The sequence below is a fragment of the Hymenobacter terrestris genome (assembly GCF_013377905.1).
In the GTDB taxonomy this organism is placed as follows: Bacteria; Bacteroidota; Bacteroidia; order Cytophagales; family Hymenobacteraceae; genus Hymenobacter; species Hymenobacter terrestris.
This window is the reverse complement of record NZ_JABKAV010000010.1, coordinates 1-17,194: the sequence shown is the minus strand read 5'-3', so window position 1 is coordinate 17,194 and position 17,194 is coordinate 1. Positions and strand designations below refer to the sequence as shown.

Sequence of the window (17,194 nt, the reverse complement as noted above, 5' to 3'; positions counted from 1 at the left end):
AGGCCGAAGCGGATTTTCCTGCAAGAGTGCGCGCGGGGAGATTCGAACTCCCACACCCGAAGGCACCACCCCCTCAAGATGGCGTGTCTACCAGTTTCACCACGTGCGCAGTTGTTGGCAAGCACTCTTTCTTGTTCAAAAGCCGAAGCCTCCGGACTCGCTGAGGCGGCGAATCGATGACAAAAGTAGGGGGTCGGAAGTCAGGGTGCAAGCACGGGGCACGTTTTTCCGTCAGATAATGCGTCGGCACACTGGTTAGGGCTCATTGTCAGGCGTAAAAATTTCGTTCCGCATTCATTTAATGGACTTATATTTAGTAGTAACTCCCGCTTCTGCCGCCTCTCCTACCCCCCTCTCGTATGCAGCCCCTCTCTTCTGTAGCGCTGGCGGGCACCACGCCCTTTTTTGCCCGGTTTGCCGCCCGGGTCACCACTTGGTCGGGCAGTACGGCGGCTTTTTGCCTGGCGCTGTCTACCATACTGGCCTGGGCCGTTACAGGGCCACTGTTTCACTACTCCGAAACCTGGCAGCTGGTCATCAACACCGGCACCACAATTGTCACCTTTTTGATGGTGTTTCTCATTCAGCGGGCTCAGAACAAAGATTCGCTGGTGCTTCACCTCAAACTTAATGAGCTGCTGGCTTCCCATAAAGGAGCCAGCAACCGGCTCATCAACGCGCAGGATTTCTCGGAGGAAGAAATCCACATGCTCCACAACTACTTCTGCCTGCTGGCTGAAAAGGCCCGTCGGGACCACAACCTCGGCCGGACGCACTCGATAGAGGAAGCCGAGGAAAATCACTTAAAAAAGCGCCGCCACCGCCGTCACCATCGAGGTGGCCAAGCTACACTTCCTGCTGAATAAGTAGAAAAGGCCTCTTCCCGCTGCGGGAAGAGGCCTTTTCTACTTATTCAGCAGGAATTACCTATTCAGAGCGAACGAGTTGCGTGTCTACCACGTGCTCCGATACAAACCACACCTGTAGTTCGTTGGTCCGCATTACGTCGCTTACTACCACGTCGTTGGTGCCGTCGTCGCCAGCCTCATCGGCCTGCTTAGCATAGTCGTGGCAGTTTTTGAGGATAATCTGGTGGGCTTCCAGCAGGCGCGACACCTGAATTGGGGCCTCCTCCCGGTCGCGGGGCGTACGCGGGATAGTGGTCAGCTCGGCTACATCGTGGGCCATAGCAATAGCTACGCCGCCTAGAATCTGAATGCGCTCGGCAATGGTATCTACAATCGTGCTTTGCTCCTCGTAGTGCTTATCGTAGAGCAGGTGCAACTGATAGAACGTGGGGCCTACCACCTGCCAATGATGCTTCTTGTACATGTCGCGCAGCGTCATGGTATCGGCGAGCAGCTGGTTGAGCTGGGTTACGCTCTGCTGACGCGTTTTTTCATCGAGGCCGATGGGCAGCCGCTGCGATACAGTTCCGTACTTCTGGAGCGGCTTGGGCGCATCGAACTGCTGATTCATGATGGGCTGGATGCTGGACGCAGGGCCGCTGGTTTGCGTGTCTTTTGTTTTGGTAGTGGCGCTTGACTTAGCCATAAGTAGAGAGGTCAGAAAAAATCAGAAAAATAATGCCGGCACGAATCCGTCCGGTTGGTTTAGCATACGTAGGACACTGGCGTAGGTTAGTTATCCGGTGCACGTTTTATCCACTTTCCAGACGTTGCGTATGGCACACCCGCACATCCACCCACACGACGAAAACCACTTGAGCAGTTCGGCAGTGCTGCAGGATATTGTTATCGGGCTGGCCGACGGGCTGACGGTGCCGTTTGCGCTGGCCGCCGGCCTTAGCGGGGCCGTGAACTCGTCGGGCCTGGTAATTACGGCCGGGCTGGCCGAGATTGTGGCCGGCTCCATTGCCATGGGCTTGGGGGGCTACCTGGCCGGCCGCACCGAAGTGGAACATTACGATTCTGAGCTGAAACGTGAGTATGCCGAAGTAGCCACCGTACCCGAGGTAGAGCGGGCCGAGGTAGACGATTTGCTGGCTGAAATCGGTTTGTCGGAAAGCACCCGCGCCCTAGCCGTGCACGAGCTGACCGCCGACCCCGACCAGTGGGTGCGTTTCATGATGAAATACGAGCTGGGCCTCGAAAAGCCCGACCCGCGCCAAGCTCCCAAAAGCGCCTATACCATTGCCGGGGCCTACGTAGTGGGCGGGCTGATTCCGCTGAGCGCCTACTTTTTCACGCCTACACCCGCTGAAGGCCTGGTTTGGTCGGCGTTGATAACGCTGGTGTGCCTGCTGATTTTCGGCTACCTGCGCAGCCGCCTTACTGGCCAGCCGCCCGTGTGGGGGGCACTCAAAATGGCCGGCGTTGGCTCGCTGGCCGCCGGGGCAGCCTACGGGGTAGCCAGGCTAATTGTGGGCTGGGATTTTTTAGGGTTGTAGATTGGGTTGCGAGGTAAAGCCGTCCATCATTCTGAGTATTCAATTTCTGAGTTTACAAAATGCCCTTTCCTTACTTCGGCGACGATAAATCGACCATTGCCCGGCTGCTGGGCACGCTGCCCCAGCAAGGCCGCATCGAGTGGATTGGCCTGCGCCCGGTGCGCCGCGAAGCCATGCAGGTGGTAGCCGAAGCTGAGGCGGAAACCGACCGCCATCTGCTGGGCGACCATGCCCGCCCCCGCCCCGGCGGCAAGCGGCAAATCACCCTCATTCAGCATGAACACCTGGCCGCCGTAGCAGGCTTTTTGGGTCTGCCCGGGTCGCTCGATCCGGCCCGTTTACGCCGTAACCTGGTGGTGAGCGGCCTGAACCTGCTGGCCCTGAAAAACCGGCAGATCCGCATCGGGTCCGAAGTTGTGCTCGAAATTACGGGGGAGTGCCACCCCTGCTCACGTATGGAAGAGGAGCTTGGGCCCGGCGGCTACAACGCCATGCGCGGCCACGGCGGCCTCACGGCCCGCATTCTCCAGGGCGGATTAGTTCGGGTTGGGGACGGGGTGGCCGTGTTACCTAAGGTCTAACTGCGGCCGGAGTCAGTCATCCTGTATGCACCTTGCTACCTCCGACCGCTACACGCTACCCTTGCCTGCCGGCCACCGCTTCCCGATTGCCAAATACGGCCTGATTCGGGAGCAGCTGCTGTGGCAGGGCATAGCGGCCGAAGCTGATTTTTACGACCCCGGCTTCTGCTCCGAAGAGGATATTTTGCGCGTACACTCGGCCGATTATTGGCACAAGGTGCGCGACCAGCAACTGAGCGCGGCCGAGGTGCGCCGCCTGGGCCTGCCGCAAAGCCCCGAGCTAACGCGCCGCTCGCTGAGCAGTTCGGCCGGCACCCTCGAATCAGCAAAGCGGGCGTTGCGTGAGGGAATCGGGCTTAACCTCGCCGGGGGCACCCACCACGCGTTCCGCGACCGGGGCGAGGGGTTTTGCGTGCTCAATGACATAGCCATTGCCGCCGCCCACCTGCTTCAGCACGGCCTGGCCCGGCAGGTGCTGATTGTGGACCTTGATGTGCACCAGGGCGACGGCACAGCCAGCATTTTCCGGGATGAGCCGCGCGTATTTACGTTTTCGATGCACGCCGGGGCCAACTATCCGCTGCGCAAGGAGCAGTCGGACCTTGACGTAGCCCTGGACCTGGGCACCACCGACGCCGAGTATCTCCGGACGCTGGGCACCACGCTGCCCCGGCTGCTGGCCGAGGTGCAGCCCGATTTCGTATTTTACCTGGCCGGGGTGGATGTGCTGGCCACCGACAAGCTCGGCAAGCTGGCCCTCACTGCCGCCGGCTGCCGCCAGCGCGACGAGTACGTGCTCGGCCTCTGCTACCAACACCACTTGCCTGTGGCCGTAAGCATGGGCGGCGGCTACTCCGAGCGACTGGCCGACATTGTAGACGCACATTGCAATACGTTCCGGGTGGCGTATGAACTATGGGGCTGAGGCGGCGAAGGGTTGACCGTATCTTTGCCCGGCTCACTCCACTACTCGCCCACCATGCACCTGCACAACCCCTATACCGACCTCCCCGCGGCCAACTCGCTGCCTGCTCTGGCCTCGGTGGCCCCCGGTACACCGGCGCAACAGGCCTTTGCCGAAGCCGTAGCGCGGGTAGAAGGGTTGCGGCAGCGGCTACGGGAGCTGAAGGAAGCACAGGCCGAGGCGCGCCGCCGCTACTGGCAGCAGGTAGGCCCGGCCGCCGAAACCGTAGTGCAGGCCCGGCAGGCGCTGTTTGCGCCCCTGGAAGAGGCCTTGCTGCTGGGCTATTTCAGCCGACTGGAGCAGCAGCAGATTACGGCCCTGCTGCTGGGCAACGCCCGCACCCTGCAGGACCGGTTTGGGGAAGATGCCGCCGAGATGCTGCGCAAATACGCCCCGCGTCGCAGCGCCGCTGATGCGGACGAGGACGAGCAGCAGCCCCCCCTGGAAGCATCCGTGCCGCCGCCAGCCAACACAACCGGTCAGGCCCCGCACGAGCAGGCCGCCGAGGCAGCCCGGGCCCGGCGCAAAACCAAGCAACAACGAACCGAGGAAGCGGCCGCCCAGGCCGCGCGCATCCAGGAGCAGGCGCTACTGGCCAACACCAAAACCCTGTACCGCCAGCTGGCCCGCGCCCATCATCCCGACCTGAGCCGCGACGAAAGCACCCATGGGCAGCGCACCCAGCTTATGCAGCGCATCACGGAGGCCTACGAAGCCAACGACCTGTACACCCTGCTGCAGCTGCTGTCCGAAACCGCCCCCTCCGACCAGACCGATGACACGCTGCTGACGCGCTATACCCAAGCCCTGCAACAGCAGCAAAACGAGCTAAAGCAGCAGATTCAGGCGCTGCAATACGGCGAGAACGGCCTGGGCGCTACCACCGGCAAAAAGCGCGAACAGGAAATCAGGCAGCTTAAGCGCCACCTGAAAGCGGAGGCCGAGTACCTGGCCCAAGTACTGCTGCTGCTGCAGGAGCCGGCCGGCCTGCGCCAGCTGCTGCGCGAGCTGGCCACCGAGGGCCACGACACAGTATAGCCAGCTAAAGTTGCGTAAAACGCTGTAGGGGCGGGGCTTTCCCCCGCCCGCCGTCAGCACGTATGTATTGAACAGCTGTTTGGAGGTCCCATAATGCACGTTATAGCGGCGAGCGGGGACAAGCCCCGCCCCTACAGCGTGCAACACCCTTACGTCGCAATTTGGGTTAGCTGGCAGAGGACCGTATCAACTCGTTTTCCTGCCTGAACACGACGGTAGACGGGCCGGTTTATTTTTTCGGTTATTGAGCCCACTGCCTGCCAGGGGCTAGAACAAAAGTCAAAATCAGCACTCATGACAACAGAAAACGAGCCGCTTGATGTGCTGATTGTGGGGGCCGGCCTTTCGGGCATTGGGGCGGCGCATGTGCTGCAGCGGCGCTGCCCCGGCAAAACCTACCAGATTCTGGAGGCCCGCCAGGCGTTGGGTGGCACCTGGGACCTGTTTCGCTACCCGGGGGTGCGCTCCGATTCCGACATGCACACGCTGGGCTACTCGTTCAGGCCCTGGACCAACCCCAAGGCCATTGCCGACGGTCCGGCCATCCTCGACTACCTGCGCGAAACGGCTGAGGAAGGCGGCATTACCCGGCATATTCGGTTCGGTCACAAAGTGCTAAGTGCCGCTTGGTCGAGTGCGGAAGCCTGCTGGACCGTAGCGGTTGCGCACAACGGGCAGCAGCAGCAATTAAAGGCGCGGTTTCTGTATGCCTGCAGCGGATACTACGATTACGAGCAGGCCCACCGGCCCGAATTCGCCGGCGAATCCGACTTTCGGGGCCGCATTGTGCAGCCCCAGTTCTGGCCCGAAAACCTGAACTACGACGGCCAGCAAGTGGTCGTGCTGGGCAGCGGGGCCACGGCCGTTACCCTGGTTCCTACCATAGCAAAATCGGCCGCCCACGTTACCATGCTGCAACGCTCGCCGTCGTTTGTGGTCAGCCAGCCTTCCGAAGATAAGCTGGCCAACCGGCTCCGGAGATGGCTACCCGGCAGCCTGGCCCACCGGCTTACGCGCTGGAAAAACGTGCTGCTAGGCATTGTGCAGTATGCCATTGCCCGGGGCCGGCCCGCGCTGGTTAAGCAGCAGCTCGTGCGCCTGGCGGCCCGCCAGCTCGGCCCCGACTACGATGTTGCCACCCATTTTACGCCGCGCTACAACCCCTGGGACCAGCGCATCTGTCTGGTACCCGACGGCGACTTGTTCCGTGCCATTCGCAAGGGCCGGGCCGCGGTGGTTACCGACGAAATTGAGCGGTTCACGCCCAACGGCCTGCAGCTGAAATCGGGCCGAGAGCTGCCCGCCGATTTAGTGGTGCTGGCCACCGGACTCAAAATCAAGCTACTGGGCGGCATTCAGCTCACGGTCGATGGCCAGCCAGTGCAGCCATCGGAAACGCTTAGCTACCGGGGCATGATGCTGAGCGGCGTACCCAACCTGCTGATGGCCTTCGGCTACACCAATGCTTCCTGGACGCTGAAAGTAGACCTGACGGCCAACTACTTCTGCCGCCTGCTGCGCTACCTCGACCGCCACCAGCTGGCCATTGCCGTACCGCGCCGTCCCACCGACCTGCTGGCCCGGCCGCTCCTCGACTTCTCGTCGGGCTACGTACAGCGGGCGGGCGGCGAGCTGCCCCGGCAGGGCTCCCGCCGCCCCTGGTTCGTTCATCAGAACTACCTCAAGGACCTGCTCAATATTCGCTACACCCGCATCAACGACGGCACGCTGCAACTAGGGCCAGCCGGGCGAATGCCGGTCAACTAGCGCTTAAGTTAAGATCTTGAAGCTGTTTAGAAAGCCAAAAGAACGTCATGCTGAGCGCAGTCGAAGCATCTCTACCGCTTCGTTGCATTACTACTACAACGAAGCGGTAGAGATGCTTCGACTCCGCTCAGCATGACGAGCTCATTGCTGTTCATAACTTTCTAAACAGCTTCCTTTTACCAAATCTCCCTCTTCTTAGGACACCAACATGAAGCACCTCAGGACTACTGCTTACTCGATTCTAACCCTGGGCGGCGCAACGCTGGGCGGGCTGGTGCTGTTCACGCATCGTACGGCCCGCAAGGTGCGGGCGGCGCTGCCTCCCAGCGGCTCGTTCGTGGATTTGCCGGGCGGGCGACTGCACGTGCGCGAGCAGGGCGCGGGGCCGGTGCTGCTGCTGGTGCATGGGTTGGGTGGCCAGATGGGCCAGTTCACCTACCAGGTGCTGGAAAAGCTGGCGGCTGACTATCGAGTGGTGGTAGTCGACAGGCCGGGCTCGGGCTACTCGCAGCGGCCCGCCAGCGCCGATTTGCTTAGCCAAGCCGACACGTTGGCGGCCCTGATTGACAAGCTGGACCTAGGGCGGCCGCTGGTAGTGGGCCACTCGCTGGGTGGGGCCGTGGCCCTGGCGCTGGCCCTCAACCACCCCGGCCGCGTGGCGGGTCTGGCTTTGGTTGCGCCGCTGTCGGCGCTGCCCGAAACGGTGCCGCCCATATTTCAGCGCCTGATGATTACGTCGCGCTGGCAGCAGCAGCTTGTCGCCTGGACGGTGGCCACGCCGCTTTCCATGCGCCGCAGCCCCCAGGTAATGAAGGCCCTGTTCGGGCCCGAAACCCCACCCCACGACTACGCCACCAGAGCGGGCGGTATGCTCAGCCTGCAGCCCGCCCAGTTTCTGGCCACCATTGCCGATCTGGAAGCCCTGCCCACCTACCTGCCCACCCTCACGGCCCGCCTGCCCGAGCTACAGCTGCCCGTGCGCGTACTATACGGCCGCCACGATGCCGTACTCGACTGGGCCACTAATGGCCGGGCACTAGTTGAACAGGTAGACGGTGCCACCCTGCAGCTGGTTGAAGGCGGCCACATGCTACCCATTACCCAGCCCGATCTGGTAGCCCGTTTTATTCGGGGCGAAGTGGTGGGGGAAGAAATAGAGGCCTAAAGGCGGCTGGAAGCCCGCCTAACAATAGCAGTAGACAGCTGGGCGCTATCGGCGGGGCCGCCATACCAGCCCCAGGCCCATGCCACCACCGGGCACGTAGGTGGGCGAGAGGCTGGTTTCGCGCAGAAGCCGGGGCTGGCGGCCCCAGCGGTTGCGGTGGGTGAGGTAAGCCAGGTGAGCCGATAAAATACCGAAGCCGGCCCCGGCTACCACGTCGCTCTGCCAGTGTTTGTCATTGATCATGCGCAGGGCCGCCACACTGGTAGCAATGGTGTAGGCCCCCACACCGTACCACTGGCTTTTGTCGCGAAACTCGGTGTGTACGATACTGGCCGCCAGAAACGCCTGCGCCGTGTGCCCCGACGGAAACGAGTAATTATCATCTCCATCGGGACGGGTTTCGCGGCTTAGGCTTTTCACCGCATACACGCTGGCCAGCATAATAGCCTCAGCTTTAACAATAACCAGCAGCGTGTTGATGCGGTCGGAGCGCGACTCCACCCCTGCCAGCGCCACTAGGCCCAGTTCGGCATAGGGCGCAAGCAGCAGCGCGTCATCAAACCGGGTACTCACCGGCCGGAACTGCTGCCGGACGAACGTGCGGATCTCGCGGTTGATACCCGCGTCGCCTTGCGCCGTAATGGCTCCGTAGGTGATAAGCAGCGCTGGCACGAGGCTGGCTCGCACCAGCTTGCCCTTGTACCAGGCTTTCTTAGCGGCTCCGGCCGGGGTCTGGTACTTGTTGAGGGTGGTATCGGCAGGGGTGGCCAGCGGCACCTGCGCCACGGCCGGCAGCGTGGCGCTACCCAACGAGAGGACCAGCACCAGACGGAATAACAACGATTTAAGCACCGGATGGGAACAGCTAAGTGAATGAATAAAACTGAAGTGAGCCGCTGAGGCTGTCTGGCAAGTCAGCAAGTATAGATAGACTACTATAATTCAAATCTTCAGAATTCCTGAAACAGACTTGCTGATTCACAGGTAAGGTAGCTGCTAATTCTGTCGAAAATCTGAGGCTTTCCCTGCTGCCCGGCTCCTGCCCAACGGGTATGCCAGCTCAGCTCAGAAACGTTACGATGCGGGTCAACACAGCTGGTTCGCGCATTATACGGTTGTGGCCCAGTCCGCTGGTAGCCCCGAACTCCAGATCGGGCCAGGCGGCGGCCAGTTCCCGGGCCTCGGCAAACGGGATGCTCTCGTCGTGTTCGTCGTGCAGCAGCAGTGCGCGCCCCACCGGGAAAACCGGCCCGGCCTGCGTCAGACTGAAGCTTTCGGCGTCGCGGCCGTGCTGCTCGCGAATGTAGCGGCCCATGCGGGCCATTACGGCCGGCGGCAGGCCCAGCATCTCGGCGAAGCGGCGGGCTACGGCGGGCGTACTGGCGGGCACGGCCAGCAGCACCAGCCGCGGCAAGGTTGCAGTGGTATCAGTATTGAAATGGACTGGCCCGCCCACCACCGTAGCCCCACCCAGCGAGTGGGCCACCACGGCGTGTAGCGGGCCAAGCATGTCGGCCACGGCCTGCACGGCCCCCACGTAGGCCGGCAGCGTCAGACGGTGGCCCGCCGAGGCACCGTGGCCCGGCGCATCGAAGGCCACCACCCGGTAGCCGGCCGCCACCAATGCCCGAACCAGCACCCCCCAGAAGCTGGCCCGATGCTCCCAGCCATGCACCAGCAGCACCGTGCGCGTGCCGGTCGGATTCCACTCGTAGGCAGCCAGCGCGCCGGTGGGGCCGGGCACCGCAAAACGGCGGGCCTCGGCCAGCACGGCGGCTTCCCAGGCCTTTTCGGGCAGACGGCGCGGCGTGGTAAACAGTCGCCAGGCCGAGCGAAAGGCCCATTGGGTGGAAAGCGCGGCCTGCAGCCGGAACTGCAGGCGCAGCAGCGCCAGGCCAAGCGGCTGCGCCGGAATAACAGATGCCTCGGCGGGTCGGATTGTGGTTGTAGGCGAAGTCATGGGTACAAATATCCGGCATTTTGCCGGGCGAGGAGCGGTTACGTACTTCGGCGGGGAAGCGTTGATTTACCCGATCAGAAGAAAGACCGTTGTGAAATGTTAGAGGCCAGCTCGCTTTCGTATCCCTGCGGCCGCGGAACCACTGCCTGTCTCATCCCGTTAGCCGAGCCATATCTCCGCCACACCCTGCCCCACAAGCACCATGCTACTTCATCTGCACGACATCTGCCTTCAATACGTGCCGGAGTCAGCGCTGGTGCGGCTACAGTTTCATCGCCCCCCAGCCGATATGGCGGCGTTTCAGCGCAGCGTGCAGGGCGTTGCGCAATTGATCGAGCAAAACACCGTGGCCGAGAGCCTTATCGACCTGCACGGCCTGCCCGACCTCACCATCGCCCAGCAGCTGTGGATAGCCACGCACTGGCTGCCGCGGATAGCGGTGCCGGCGGTACAGCACGCCGCGTTTATCATCCCCAAGAATGGCCTCTACAATCAGATGACTGTTGAAATGCTGCACCGGGCCGCCCGGCACTTTATCAGTTGCGAAGTGCAGTTTTTTCATACGCCGCATGCCGCCCTCGACTGGCTGCTCAGCTTCCAGGACCCTAGCACCCAACTTGCTTTGGAGCAGGAATGGGACGAGGCTTGGGCGGCTAGCAGCCGATGTGTCGGGTAAGCGGGCTTCCATATCTTTGCCCGTTCCACGGCCAGCCGGTTGGTTGGCCGCCCTTGTTTTTGCTCGTTTAGTTTTTTTGCCGATGTCCACTTCCTCCATTGCCTCCCAAACCCTGCAGCTCGGCTCTTACCAGTCCGCCGCCGACGCCCAGTTGGCCAAGTTCCAGACGCAGAACTTCACCACCGGCTTCTGGCAGAAACAGGCCGATTTGTGGGTTTCCGATGCTGAGGGGCAGCAAAGTATCCGTAGTTTCATGGGCTGGCTGCGGGTAGTAGACGATATGCTGCCCGCCGTGCCCGAAATAGAGCAGTTTGTGGAGGAAGTGAAAGCCGCCGGCTTCCGCCACGTGGTGGTAATGGGCATGGGTGGCAGCTCGATGACGCCCATTGTGCTGCGCCAAGCGTTCGGGCAGCTGGCCGGCGGCCTGCCACTGTCGGTGCTCGACACCACCAACCCCGGCTCGGTGCGCGAGATTGAAGCGGCCGTGCCGCTGGCTGAAACGCTGTTTGTAGTAGCCTCCAAATCGGGCACCACGGCCGAGCCGCTGGCCTTCGGCGACTATTTCTTCGCCCGGATGCAGGAGTTGAAGGGCGACAGGGCCGGCGAGAATTTTGTGGCCATTACCGACCCCGGCTCGCAGTTCGTAACGCAGGCTACGGCCCAGAAGTACCGCCGTATCTTCCTCAACTTCGCCGATGTGGGCGGCCGCTTCTCGGCCCTCTCCTACTTCGGCCTGGTACCTGCCGCGCTGCTCGGCATCGATATTAAAACCTTGCTGGAGCGCGCCCAAACCATGATGCGAGCCTGCGGAGCCGAAGGCCCGGCGGACCATAATCCCGGCCTGGAGCTGGGCGCGGCCCTAGGTGTATTAGCCCAGCAGGGCTGCGACAAGCTGACGCTGGTGGTACCCGAAAACCTTTCGGATTTCGGGTTGTGGCTGGAGCAGCTCGTGGCCGAAAGCACCGGTAAGCAAGGCACTGGCATCCTGCCGCTGGCCGGCGACCCACTCAGCGCGCCGGCCGTGTACGGCTCCGACCGGGTGTTTGTGTATGTGGGCTACGAAAACCAGCCCGATGAGGAAAACCGCCAGAAAGTAGCCGCGCTACAAGCCGCCGGCCACCCCATCATCACTATTCTACTGCGCGATGCGCTGGATCTGGGAGCCGAATTCTTCCGCTGGGAAGTGGCCACGGCCGTAGCCAGCGCGGTGCTGAGCATCAACCCCTTCGACCAGCCTAATGTGCAGGCTGCCAAAACCGCTACCAACCGCCTCATGGAAGTGGTAGAGCAGCAGGGCCAGCTACCCCAGACCAGCTACCCCAACGCCTCTGAAAACGGCCTCGACTACTACGCCAGCGTAACCGGCACCAGCACCGAAGCTGTGTTAAAGGCCTTTTTTGGGCAGGCTAAGGCGGGCGACTACCTCTGTGTGCAGGCCTACCTGATGGAAACACCGGCCCTCAACGCCGAACTCGATGCGCTGCGTGCCCTTGTGCAGCAGCGCCTCCATCTGGCTACGGCGGCCGGCTACGGCCCGCGCTTTCTTCACTCTACGGGCCAGTACCACAAGGGCGGCCCCGATACCGGCCTGTTCCTGCAGCTCACCACCGACCATCCCCACGACCTACCCCTGCCCGGCCGCCCCTACACCTTCGGCACCTTCCAGAACGCCCAGGCGGCCGGCGACCTGCAGGCCCTACAGGACTATGGCCGCCGCACGCTACGGGTGCATCTGGGCGGCGGCAACGCCGAGGCCGGCCTGGCCGAGTTGCTGAAGCGCCTGAACCAAGTGTTGGCTTAGACGGCTTGCTGTTGTTAAACGAAAGCGCCCCGGCTGTAGTAGTTGGGGCGCTTTTGCGTGCTGCCTTATTGATTCGGGTGGCCGGCCTTCGCCCTGGTTCTAGCGGTTAAAGTCGTCCTGCACGCGCACGATGTCCTCCTCATCGGAGGGATGGGCGGCATCGGTGTGCTGCCAGATTTCGGCCACGATGCCCCAACTATCGAGGCCGACGAGGCGGTGCCGCTCGCCCTGCCGGAGCGTGATTTGCTCACCGGCGCTGTATGTTTTCAGCTCCCCTTCCTGGTCGGTGTCGCTGATAATAATTCCTACCGGGCCGCTGACGATGCGCCAGATTTCGGCCCGCCGGTAATGGTACTGCCACGAAAGACGCTGCTGCGGGGCTACGAGCAGAATTTTGGGGCTCAGCTGGCCGGCAATCCGCAGTTCATCTATAGCCAGGCCGGCAAAGTATTGGTTGGCGAATCGTTGAGTCTGCGTTTCATCAAGCACAAAGAAACCGCCCCAGGGCCGGGCCAGGTCCTCGTGTCTGATTCGGAAACCATCAATTTCCAGTTGCTGGCGGGTTTCCAGAAAGCGGGCAGTTTTGTCGGAGCTGGTAACCATAGATGCCTTAAAGCCGCCAATATGAGGTTCTGACGGCCGGGTGAAGGCGCTAAAGTAGCGGATTGTCCGATCTGAATCATTATGCTGGCGGGCTGGCGGTGTCAGCAAGGCAAATCAAAATAGGGGGCGGGCGCGTACAGATTGCATCCTTCTACCTCATTACCTTCTTATGAAACAAGTAGCTCCCGGCGTTAATCAGCTTACTATTCAGCGCTTTGTTAACGTGTATTTTGTTGAAACCGGCCGGCCCGGCGAGTGGGTGCTGGTTGATACCGGCCTGCCGGGGTCGGAGCAGGCCATAGTGGCAGCTGCCGACGAGCTGTTTTATCCTGGCACTCACCCCGAGGCCATCATCCTCACCCATGGCCACCTCGACCATGCCGGCTCGGCGCAGGCGCTAGCCGAGCACTGGAAGGTACCGGTACTGGCACACCAGCTGGAACTGCCCTTTCTCACGGCCCGGGCCGTGTATCCGCCCGCCGACCCAACAGTGGCCGGCGGTGGCTCGCTGGCCTTCGCGGCCCGGTTCTTCCCGCCCCAGTCGTTTCAGCTCTCCGACTACGTGCAACAGTTGCCCGCCAACGACCTCGACCCACCCTTTCTGCCCGACTGGCAGTGGCACCACGTACCCGGGCACGCTCCGGGCCAGGTAGCGCTGTTCCGCGAGAAAGACCGTACGCTGCTGGGAGCCGACGCGTTTGCCACCTGCAACCACGAGTCGGTGCCGGCGGTGTTGCTGCAGCTGGAAGACATCAGCATCGCGGGAGCTCCGTTTAATTACGACTGGCAGCAGGTAGGCGAATCGATCCGGCAGCTGGCCGACCTGCGGCCCGAGGCCATTGGCTGCGGCCACGGCCCTGCCATGCCAGGCCCTGGTGCAGGCGCGGGCCTGCGCCGGCTGGCCGATGAGTTCTGCGTACCAGCCCACGGCCGCTACGTGCAGCACCCCGCCCGCCTCGATGCCAACGGCGTAGCCTACCTGCCCCCCGCACCCAACGACCCGATTCAGGCTAAATTTGGCCTTGCAGCTGCGGCTCTAGTGGGGCTGGTAGGTGCAGCCTGGCTGGTGAAATCGTACCAGAAAAAGCAGCAGAATCAATACCCGCGCCCCAAAGCCGGTGAACCCAAGCGCTTCCGCACCGAGGAGGTAGCTCGCTGAACCCTGAGCCAATGGCGCTTTCCAGCTGGCTTTTGCGTTGTATAGTTCGCTCCCTTTCATAGTTGATTCGGCTGCCAACGCTACCAGCAGCGAAAAATAACAACTCCGCGACTTTCCGTTTACACCATGTATTCAGGCGGTTGCGGAGTTATTATTTGTGCGACCAGTTTATTTCAGCTGCCTGTTTCGGCCTAATTTAAGCGGCTGCGTTTAAGGCTTGCCATGCAAGAAGAAGACGAGAAAATCAAACAGCAGGAAATCAAGCAAGAGCGTGCCGAGCAGCGCGAGGTGAATGAGCGCAAGGCCCCCACGGGCAAAGTGCTTTACCGCACCACCATGCAGGAGGGCGAGATGGAGTTGCGGCGCCCGACGGTAGCCCTGTTTTGGTCGGGACTCGCGGCAGGCCTTTCGATGGGTTTCTCCATGATTGGCGAAGGCCTGCTCAACCACTACCTGCCCGATGCTCCCTGGCGGCCCTTGGTTGCTAAGTTTGGCTACAGCTTTGGATTTCTGATTGTAATTCTGGCTCGCCAGCAGCTATTCACCGAAAACACGCTGACCCCCATCCTGCCGCTACTGGCCAAAAAGGACGTTGACACCCTGCTCAACGTCCTGCGGCTTTGGGGCGTGGTGCTGGTTTCCAACCTGCTTGGGGCCCTAATTCTCTCATTGGTAGCTATGCACAGCACTGCTTTTGATGACGATGTTAAGACTGAATTTGTGCGGATGGGCGAGAAGGCCATGGCCTTTGGTTTTGGCACTACGCTGCTACGCGGCATTTTCGCCGGCTGGATAATTGCCCTGATGGTCTGGCTGCTACCGTTCGCCGAATCGGCCCGAGTGTGGGTTATTATCCTGATGACGTACCTGGTAGGCTTGGCACATTTCAGCCACATTATTGCGGGCTCGATTGAAGTGTTCAGTGTAGCGGCCGTGGGCGGGGCCAGTTGGGGACAGGTGCTGGGCAATTTTGTAGTTCCGGCTCTGCTGGGCAACATTATCGGCGGCGTTACGCTGGTCGCCGTGCTCAGCCACGTTCAGGTAATGGCCGGCGAAGAGTAATAGGTAAACCTGCTGGTCGGTTACATTGCGAACAGCCAGCAGGCCTACTCCACGTCGAGGGTGTCGGGAGCAGCGGCGGGGGCGGGTTGCGGCTGCGTTACCCGCACATTGCCGTTTACGGTACTCACTTTAAGTTGCGCTCCGCCTTTGCCCAGCGTAGCGGCTAAGTTGTGGGGCAGCAGGTTGAGGCGCTTGGTATTGAGTTCGGCGGCCACCCGGCCGCGGGTAGTGCGGGCCAGTATCGTTGCAGTATACTCGGCCGGCAGCTGCCAGCTGATGTCGCCATTCACGGTGCTCACGTCCAGCCCCGGACCAGTCCAAGTGTCGCCGCTCAGGCTTAGGTCGATGCGGCCGTTGGTGGTCTGGGCGCGCACGTCGCCGGACACGCCACGTAGCACGAGTGGCCCGTTGGTGGTAGTCAGGCGCAGTTGGCCACGTACGTTTTCCAGCGTCAGCGCCCCGTTCACGGCCGTCAGTACCAGGTTGGTCTGGGCCGGCACCAGCACTTCGTAGCTCACGGCCCAGCCCTCTACCGAGCCATTGGCCAGCGCAGCCCGCACCGTATGGGCGGTGGCAATCAGGCGCACGGCGGCAGCCAGGGCCCGGGCGGTTTCGGCGGTGGCTGCCTTGCCCGTAACACGCGCCCGCACCCGCACATCTGCCCCGGCCCAGGCCCGCACGCTAATGCTGCCGTTGGTGCGCGCATCCACCGTCAGGGGCATGTCGGCGGGTGGGGCGGGCAGCGTCAGGTGGCGGATTTCGCAGTGCGTTTTCTGCAACGGGCCAGCGGGTGGCAGGTCGGTGGCGCAATCGAGCGAAAATATGGGAGCGGGCCCGGCCGGCAGGGCAGCTTTTGTAGGAGAGCTTTTTTTGGCGGCCGGGGCTTTCGGCGGTGTCGTTTTCTGGGCCATAGCCGGGCCGGCAGCCAGCAGCAGGAATAGCAGGGTCGTTTTCATATAATAAGAGGAGAGCAGACAAAGGCAACAGGGAAGCCGGAGGAGCGGGTACTACCGGACCAGTGCGGCGGCCACTCCCGTAAGATACGCCGCCACAACGGTAGCTGCCAGCCGCGCCGTCTGCTGGTCGCGGTCGAAGAGCGGATTGAGTTCCATTACCTCGAACAGGCGCACACCAGCGGTACTACCGGCCAGCCAGGCAGCCTCGGTGGCCTGGCGTGGCGTCAGGCCGTCGGCGCTGGGCGCGCTTACCCCGGGCGCATAGGCCTGGGCACAACAGTCAATATCAAAGCTCACGAAGGCCGGGCCGGCTGCCGTAGCCCGCGCCAGCGCCCGGCCCATGTGCGCGGGCATCCCCTCGGCCTGCAATAGGGCCAGCGGCACTACATGGGCCTGCTGTTGGCGCAGAAAGCTACTATCGGCCTGCGTATTGAGGTTGGAGTGCAGCCCGATTTCCGTGAAGCGGGCCCCGACTACCAGACCTTCGCGCAGCAGCTTTCCGAAGGGCGTACCGCTGCTGAGCAGGCCGGGGCGGTCTTTCACGTCGGCGTGGGCATCGAGGTTGATGCCGCCCAGCGGCTGGCTGCCGGTAGCGGCGTGCAGGCCCCGTACGCTGCTGTAAGATCCATCGTGCGAACCACCCAGCACCACTACCCGCGGATATTGCACCAGCAGCCGGGCCAGTTCGGTGGCAATGGTTTCGTGGTTGTCGGCGTGACGGGCGGCGCGCAGCGGCAGGTTGCCCGCATCGGCTATCCGCAGCCGGCGCAGGTCGGTGTTGTGTTCGAGGTTGTAGGTTTTGTGGTAGCGCCGCAGCTCGGCCCGGATGGCGTTCGGGCCGTGCGCGGCCCCGCCCCGGCCGCCTTCCAGCACCGTCCCGAAATCGAGCGGTAGACCTACCAGACATACGTCGGCAACGAGTAGCTCGGCGGCCGGGCGAATCAGTTCACGCAGAAAATCAGCCATAGCCCAAAGTAACGGATTGGCGTCCAAACAAACCGTTGGGCCTATTGTGCCCTGCGCTGCCATATTTTTCCTGTATCATTACCCCG

Annotated in this window: 17 protein-coding genes and 1 tRNA gene; 11 read left to right on the top strand and 7 right to left on the bottom strand. The window is 62.2% G+C overall.

Features of this window, described 5'->3' with window-relative positions:
- Positions 1-27: 27 nt before the first annotated feature.
- Positions 28-109 (bottom strand) — tRNA-Leu (locus HW556_RS05415).
- A gap of 250 nt (positions 110-359) precedes the next feature.
- Between HW556_RS05415 and HW556_RS05410 the strand changes: the two genes are divergently transcribed.
- Entirely contained in the window at positions 360-866 is a 507-nt protein-coding gene (locus tag HW556_RS05410) for a low affinity iron permease family protein (protein WP_176898733.1), read from the top strand.
- Between the two features lie 61 nt (positions 867-927).
- Here HW556_RS05410 and HW556_RS05405 read toward each other — a convergent pair whose 3' ends face one another.
- Positions 928-1,554 (bottom strand): Dps family protein, encoded by a 627-nt coding sequence (locus HW556_RS05405; protein ID WP_176898731.1) that lies wholly within the window; start codon positions 1,552-1,554, stop codon positions 928-930.
- 130 nt (positions 1,555-1,684) lie between these two features.
- On the opposite strand from HW556_RS05405, the gene HW556_RS05400 reads away from it, so the two are divergent.
- The 6 genes from HW556_RS05400 to HW556_RS05375 all read left to right on the top strand — a co-directional run bounded on the left by HW556_RS05400 (position 1,685) and on the right by HW556_RS05375 (position 7,925).
- Positions 1,685-2,410, top strand: coding sequence for a VIT1/CCC1 transporter family protein (locus HW556_RS05400; protein WP_176898728.1), 726 nt, complete (start codon positions 1,685-1,687; stop codon positions 2,408-2,410).
- Between the two features lie 59 nt (positions 2,411-2,469).
- Positions 2,470-2,991: an MOSC domain-containing protein gene (locus HW556_RS05395; RefSeq protein ID WP_176898726.1), complete on the top strand. Its 522-nt coding sequence runs from the start codon at positions 2,470-2,472 to the stop codon at positions 2,989-2,991.
- A 25-nt stretch (positions 2,992-3,016) separates the two neighbouring features.
- On the top strand, positions 3,017-3,916 hold the full coding sequence (locus HW556_RS05390) for a histone deacetylase family protein (protein ID WP_176898724.1): 900 nt from the start codon (positions 3,017-3,019) through the stop codon (positions 3,914-3,916).
- 24 nt (positions 3,917-3,940) lie between these two features.
- Complete coding sequence (locus HW556_RS05385; RefSeq protein ID WP_176898722.1) at positions 3,941-4,993, top strand: J domain-containing protein; 1,053 nt, start codon at positions 3,941-3,943, stop codon at positions 4,991-4,993.
- Positions 4,994-5,287: 294 nt separating this feature from the next.
- Entirely contained in the window at positions 5,288-6,760 is a 1,473-nt protein-coding gene (locus tag HW556_RS05380) for a flavin-containing monooxygenase (protein ID WP_176898720.1), read from the top strand.
- A 208-nt stretch (positions 6,761-6,968) separates the two neighbouring features.
- Complete coding sequence (locus HW556_RS05375) at positions 6,969-7,925, top strand: alpha/beta fold hydrolase (protein WP_176898718.1); 957 nt, start codon at positions 6,969-6,971, stop codon at positions 7,923-7,925.
- Positions 7,926-7,970: 45 nt separating this feature from the next.
- On the opposite strand, the gene HW556_RS05370 is transcribed toward HW556_RS05375, so the two are convergent.
- Together HW556_RS05370 and HW556_RS05365 are read right to left on the bottom strand one after the other, a co-directional pair.
- Positions 7,971-8,765, bottom strand: a complete 795-nt coding sequence (locus HW556_RS05370) for a phosphatase PAP2 family protein (RefSeq protein ID WP_176898715.1) — start codon at positions 8,763-8,765, stop codon at positions 7,971-7,973.
- Positions 8,766-8,985: 220 nt separating this feature from the next.
- Positions 8,986-9,885: an alpha/beta fold hydrolase gene (locus tag HW556_RS05365; RefSeq protein ID WP_176898713.1), complete on the bottom strand. Its 900-nt coding sequence runs from the start codon at positions 9,883-9,885 to the stop codon at positions 8,986-8,988.
- 202 nt (positions 9,886-10,087) lie between these two features.
- On the opposite strand from HW556_RS05365, the gene HW556_RS05360 reads away from it, so the two are divergent.
- Positions 10,088-10,561: a hypothetical protein gene (locus HW556_RS05360; RefSeq protein WP_176898711.1), complete on the top strand. Its 474-nt coding sequence runs from the start codon at positions 10,088-10,090 to the stop codon at positions 10,559-10,561.
- An 82-nt stretch (positions 10,562-10,643) separates the two neighbouring features.
- Positions 10,644-12,362 carry a glucose-6-phosphate isomerase gene (locus HW556_RS05355; RefSeq protein WP_176898709.1) on the top strand — a complete coding sequence of 573 codons (1,719 nt, stop codon included), beginning with the start codon at positions 10,644-10,646 and terminating at the stop codon, positions 12,360-12,362.
- Positions 12,363-12,461: 99 nt separating this feature from the next.
- On the opposite strand, the gene HW556_RS05350 is transcribed toward HW556_RS05355, so the two are convergent.
- Entirely contained in the window at positions 12,462-12,965 is a 504-nt protein-coding gene (locus HW556_RS05350; protein WP_176898706.1) for a cupin domain-containing protein, read from the bottom strand.
- Between the two features lie 169 nt (positions 12,966-13,134).
- On the opposite strand from HW556_RS05350, the gene HW556_RS05345 reads away from it, so the two are divergent.
- Together HW556_RS05345 and HW556_RS05340 are read left to right on the top strand one after the other, a co-directional pair.
- On the top strand, positions 13,135-14,124 hold the full coding sequence (locus HW556_RS05345; RefSeq protein ID WP_176898704.1) for an MBL fold metallo-hydrolase: 990 nt from the start codon (positions 13,135-13,137) through the stop codon (positions 14,122-14,124).
- A gap of 222 nt (positions 14,125-14,346) precedes the next feature.
- Positions 14,347-15,186: a formate/nitrite transporter family protein gene (locus HW556_RS05340; protein ID WP_176898702.1), complete on the top strand. Its 840-nt coding sequence runs from the start codon at positions 14,347-14,349 to the stop codon at positions 15,184-15,186.
- A 44-nt stretch (positions 15,187-15,230) separates the two neighbouring features.
- On the opposite strand, the gene HW556_RS05335 is transcribed toward HW556_RS05340, so the two are convergent.
- A complete protein-coding gene (locus HW556_RS05335; RefSeq protein WP_176898700.1) occupies positions 15,231-16,142 on the bottom strand; it encodes a DUF4097 family beta strand repeat-containing protein in 912 nt (303 codons plus the stop codon).
- A gap of 51 nt (positions 16,143-16,193) precedes the next feature.
- Complete coding sequence (locus HW556_RS05330) at positions 16,194-17,108, bottom strand: arginase family protein (RefSeq protein WP_176898698.1); 915 nt, start codon at positions 17,106-17,108, stop codon at positions 16,194-16,196.
- Between the last annotated feature and the right edge of the window lie 86 nt (positions 17,109-17,194).

Excerpts from the sequence above, each read along its gene's own strand:
- HW556_RS05375 (WP_176898718.1), top strand. The coding sequence starts at position 6,969 with ATGAAGCACCTCAGGACTACTGCTTACTCGATTCTAACCCTGGGCGGC.
- HW556_RS05395 (WP_176898726.1), top strand. The coding sequence starts at position 2,470 with ATGCCCTTTCCTTACTTCGGCGACGATAAATCGACCATTGCCCGGCTG.
- HW556_RS05380 (WP_176898720.1), top strand. The coding sequence starts at position 5,288 with ATGACAACAGAAAACGAGCCGCTTGATGTGCTGATTGTGGGGGCCGGC.
- HW556_RS05340 (WP_176898702.1), top strand. The coding sequence starts at position 14,347 with ATGCAAGAAGAAGACGAGAAAATCAAACAGCAGGAAATCAAGCAAGAG.
- HW556_RS05350 (WP_176898706.1), bottom strand. The coding sequence starts at position 12,965 with ATGGTTACCAGCTCCGACAAAACTGCCCGCTTTCTGGAAACCCGCCAG.
- HW556_RS05400 (WP_176898728.1), top strand. The coding sequence starts at position 1,685 with ATGGCACACCCGCACATCCACCCACACGACGAAAACCACTTGAGCAGT.
- HW556_RS05345 (WP_176898704.1), top strand. The coding sequence starts at position 13,135 with ATGAAACAAGTAGCTCCCGGCGTTAATCAGCTTACTATTCAGCGCTTT.
- HW556_RS05390 (WP_176898724.1), top strand. The coding sequence starts at position 3,017 with ATGCACCTTGCTACCTCCGACCGCTACACGCTACCCTTGCCTGCCGGC.
- HW556_RS05360 (WP_176898711.1), top strand. The coding sequence starts at position 10,088 with ATGCTACTTCATCTGCACGACATCTGCCTTCAATACGTGCCGGAGTCA.
- HW556_RS05405 (WP_176898731.1), bottom strand. The coding sequence starts at position 1,554 with ATGGCTAAGTCAAGCGCCACTACCAAAACAAAAGACACGCAAACCAGC.
- HW556_RS05335 (WP_176898700.1), bottom strand. The coding sequence starts at position 16,142 with ATGAAAACGACCCTGCTATTCCTGCTGCTGGCTGCCGGCCCGGCTATG.
- HW556_RS05365 (WP_176898713.1), bottom strand. The coding sequence starts at position 9,885 with ATGACTTCGCCTACAACCACAATCCGACCCGCCGAGGCATCTGTTATT.
- HW556_RS05410 (WP_176898733.1), top strand. The coding sequence starts at position 360 with ATGCAGCCCCTCTCTTCTGTAGCGCTGGCGGGCACCACGCCCTTTTTT.
- HW556_RS05330 (WP_176898698.1), bottom strand. The coding sequence starts at position 17,108 with ATGGCTGATTTTCTGCGTGAACTGATTCGCCCGGCCGCCGAGCTACTC.
- HW556_RS05355 (WP_176898709.1), top strand. The coding sequence starts at position 10,644 with ATGTCCACTTCCTCCATTGCCTCCCAAACCCTGCAGCTCGGCTCTTAC.